Source organism: Peptidiphaga sp., from assembly GCF_057238965.1.
Genome location: NZ_DBHHEV010000134.1, coordinates 1 through 4,025 on the forward strand (window position 1 = coordinate 1; position 4,025 = coordinate 4,025).

2 protein-coding genes are annotated in these 4,025 nt (G+C 65.2%); both read right to left on the reverse strand.

Annotated features, from left to right (window positions below; all coding sequences use genetic code 11):
* Positions 1-2,452 (reverse strand): tetratricopeptide repeat protein (locus tag ACO48X_RS10895; RefSeq protein ID WP_485002110.1); only part of this gene is annotated, 2,452 nt, incomplete at its 3' end.
* A 135-nt stretch (positions 2,453-2,587) separates the two neighbouring features.
* Positions 2,588-3,346, reverse strand: a complete 759-nt coding sequence (locus ACO48X_RS10900) for a Rossmann-like domain-containing protein (RefSeq protein ID WP_485002111.1) — start codon at positions 3,344-3,346, stop codon at positions 2,588-2,590.
* Positions 3,347-4,025: the final 679 nt, after the last annotated feature.

Sequence of the window (4,025 nt, forward strand, 5' to 3'; positions counted from 1 at the left end):
TACTGGCGGTGGTCCCGGAGAGGTTCCCCGCCGCCTGGTGCGCGTCGGCGAGGTTGTTACGCACAGTGAGTGTGTGGGGGTGGTCGGGGCCCAGGACACGGGTGCGGTCGGCCAGGAGGGCCTGGTGCATGTCGATGGCCGTGGAGAGGTTCCCCGCCTCCTGGTAGGCGGTGGCGAGGTTGCTCCGCGCGGTGAGTGTGTGGGGGTGGTTGGGGCCGAAAACGCGGGTGCAGTCGGCCAGGAGGGCCTGGTGCATGTCGAGGGCCTTCTGGAGGCTTCCCGCATCCTGGTGTGTGAGGGCGAGGTTGTTGCGCGCAATGAGGGTGCGGGGGTGGTCGGGGCCGAGGGCGTCGGCGAGCATGTCGACGGCGTCTTTGAGGGTCAGGGCGGTTTGCGGACGCCCCATATTCAGGAGGGACACTATCGTGTCGTTCATGATTCCGCCGACGCTTGACAGGCCGATGCGGGCCTCGTGGGGAGAGTAGTGTGCCTGTCCTTGTTGTTGTTCTGCGATGGCTCGGAGCTGGTCGGCCATGTCGAGGGCGTCGGTCCGTTGGACGTCGTCGGTGTCCGCCTTGTCCATGTCGATGCCCTTGAGCAGGTCGACGACCGCGCCCTCCAAATCGGCGAAGACCTCAGGCTGCCTCATGTAGTCCTCGCGCAGAACGCGCCCTTGGAGGCCGTGGATGCGCACGTAGCGCCCGTCCTCGGACAGGGCGCACACGGAGTGGCCCACAAGCGCCCCCACCGCCTGGCGGGCAATCGGCTCGCTCTCGCCGACCCGGTGAAGCCAAGGCCGGGGCACGCCCGACGGGGCAAGAAGCGCCAAGGCCGCCAACTGCGTGAATCCCGCCCCTGCCCGAGCCGGACCCTCCTCCCCTCTGGCATGGTCTTTTTCAGCCAGCAGGTCGAGAACCGATGTGCAGGCCATGCGCAGGGCCGCGTGCACAGCAGAAGGATAGGCCTCGCCGTCTGCACGGTCGACGACCTCCTCAAGCCGGTACTTGCGCAGGTCGGCCAAGTACTCGTCTATCGTCGCGTACCCATTGAGCTTGATGGTCGCCGCGGCCTGGGCCAAGGCCACAGGAAGATCCCCAAGGGCCTCGGCCAGACGGGCCGCTCCGGCGTCATCGTCTAACCCGGTCCGCTCGATGACGAAATGGATCGAGTCGTCGCGCGTGAACGCCCCCACCGCAATGAGACGCCCGGCACTGTCGCCCGGGCTGGCAACCGTTGTCGTGACAAGGACGCGCAAACCCTGGCCGTGGGGGACCAGCCCGGTCAGATCGTCAAAGTCCTCGACGTTGTCGAACACGAGCAGCCGGTCCCCCTCACCGGAGTTGAGCCGCGTCACGCACCTGCCCGCGAGGATTTCAGGGACAGCGTCCCCGCCGTCCTCGTCGATTCCCATCTCATGGGCCAGCTCGGCCAAACCTGCCATGAGCTCGTTGCGGCTCGAAGCGTCCATCCACGCCACCAAAGGCCACCCGGCCTGTTCGCAGTCGCGGGCATAGGCGGCGGCCAACTGAGACTTGCCCACACCCCGCATCCCACACACAACAACCGGCCCACCCACAGCCGAAGACCCCACACCATTGGTTGACGAGCCCGAACCGTCGGCCAGACGACCCGCACTGTCGGAACTCACGCCATCGCCGTCAGCCGGCGAGCCCCCACCGGCGCCGTCCGTTGAATGATCCGCGTTGTTGTCGGCATTCGAGCCGCGGGCTTGCGGATCATCGAGGGCCGGCTGGGACGTTTCCCTCTTCCCAGCTGAGTCCGCCGGTTCGGGTTTGGTCAGCGCCTCGTAAAGGTCGGCCTGCTCGCGCCTGTCAACGAAGCCGACGGCCTGCGCCGGGAGAGAACCAAACCGAACCTTCCGCCCGCGATCGGCATTCCTCGGCGGGCTGTATATTTTGATGAGGTCCTTCAGGTCCTCTATCCTTTTCGTCGTCTCGACATGACGCCCAGCGTTGGCCTCGTCGCCCGCTTTGACGGCACCTGGCGCGTCGGTGGCGGTCTCGGCCAGGCGGCAGAGCCCGTCAACCACAATGTCCAGCAGCTCGTCGAACAGGCCCCGCGCGCCCTCGTCGAGGGCCGCGCGGCGCTCAGCTCCTGCGCGGTCGTTGACGTGGGCGGTGAAAGCCTCCCGGTTCAGCCAGGCCTGAGCAAGGGCCTGGCTGTCCTTGGCGACCTCCTCGAAAACACCCATGCCGACCTTCTCCGCCTGTGCGACCGTGTCCTTCCCTCCGCGAGAAGCCGAAAGCACGCCCTGTTTTCGCAAAGCCTCTCGGGCTCTTTTCCTGATCCTCCTCCTGACGCCCCTCTTGATCCTCCACGCCCGCAGTTTTCCACTCTTAGCAAGTTTCCAAAACAGCCCGAAAGCGCTCGCCACCGTGACGATAACGCCCAAAAGCCGGAGAATAAAAGAGAAAATCACGCCCACATCCATAGACCGATGCTAACCGGGGCCCGCTCGTGCCTGCCGCGCATCCCACTATCCGGACGTTAAACCTGGTCCGCGGCGTCGTTCAGCCTGAGGCTTCCGGCATCGCAACCGGTGCCCCAGGCCAGCCGCCGTTGCGCCCTATGGCCGGGCCTTTTCGACGCGCATTCCCGCTTCGTACATGCCGCCTAGGAGTTTGCCTTGGAGGCTTTCGTCGAGCATTCCGGGCTGGTCGCTTGCGAAGGCCGTGATGATGTCGACGCCGAAGTCGAACAGGATTGGCGAGGCCGGCGTCGACGGGCCGATCATGACCGTCACGGCGTCGCGCGAGAGCTCCAGCAGGCGCGGAATCGTCTTGTTGACGAAGGACGAGCCGGTGATGAAGACGTAGTCGCAGCCGGGCAGCAGGTACTCGGCCGCAGAGTCCGGGTAGTCGCCCTCCACGGGGTTGCGCTCGAGGATGAAAAGCTCGGCGGCGTCGGCGAGCGCCGATGCGGCGAAGGGGAAGTGCCCGATCACCGCGACCTTTTTCCCCGCGATGACCTCGCGGTACGGGTGGAAGGCACGTGCCCAGTTGTTCTCGTGGCAGGGGGAGAAGCCGTTGCCGAAGGCGCGCTTGGGCAGCGAATGGTACGCGTTGACGGCGGCCATGCCCAGGCCGGCCTCGGCCAAGTTCCAACTTTTGGCCAGAGCTGCGACCTCGCGCAGGGGGAGCCCCGCCAAGTCGTCCTCGCCGTAGGAGGCGGGGCGGGTGCGCACGGGCATGGCGAAGGCCATTCCTGCGCCCCTCTCGGAGGAGGTCACGCGGCACCACTTCGTGCCGGTGTAGGCCGCTGCGACAGTGATGTGGCCGGGGATCTCGTCTATGAGACTGTCGTATAGATTCCAAGGGTTCGTCATGAGTTCTCCTCGCGTGCCGTCCGTGTTGTCGTATGCGTCGTCGGATTCCGACCTCGGGCCGAGGTCGATAGGCCCCTGAACGGGGCGATGCCGGACTAGCGTCGCCTGAATAGGTTCCCCTCACCGTTGGCGTTGCCTTCAATTATAGTGCGCTGCGGCGCCGGTTTGTAGCGGCAAAAGGGTCAGCTTTTGCATAGGGAAGGCAGGTTTCCACACAGGAAACTTGCAGCGCCGGTGAGATCGGTTTCGCACAGGAGACTTGCGTACAGGAGACTTGCGGCGCCGGTGGGATCGGTTTTCGCGCAGGAGACTTGTGCACAGGAGACTTGCGGCGCCGGTGAGATCGGTTTTCGCACAGGAGTATTGACGATCTAGACGAGTTGGCCGTCTTTTTCCTGTGAGCGGATGAAGATGTGCTTGCGCATGTCGCGCGGGCAGGATAGAGCGATTCGCGGCCTATGTCCCAGGGTATGCCCAGGGTGCGCTTCGACTGCATAGGCGTAGCGCACCCTGTCCTGGATTAAATTCGCGCTGTAGGCGATGGGTGTCATTCGCTTCGAGCGTGACGGCATGCGGTGACGGGAGTATATGGCGATGTGGCCTGCGGCGGCAGCTGCGGGTCTGCGTTCAGGAGCGGTTAGGCGGAGGCAACGGCTGGGAGTATGTACGAGGGAGTGCA

Excerpts from the sequence above, each read along its gene's own strand:
- ACO48X_RS10900 (WP_485002111.1), bottom strand. The coding sequence starts at position 3,346 with ATGACGAACCCTTGGAATCTATACGACAGTCTCATAGACGAGATCCCC.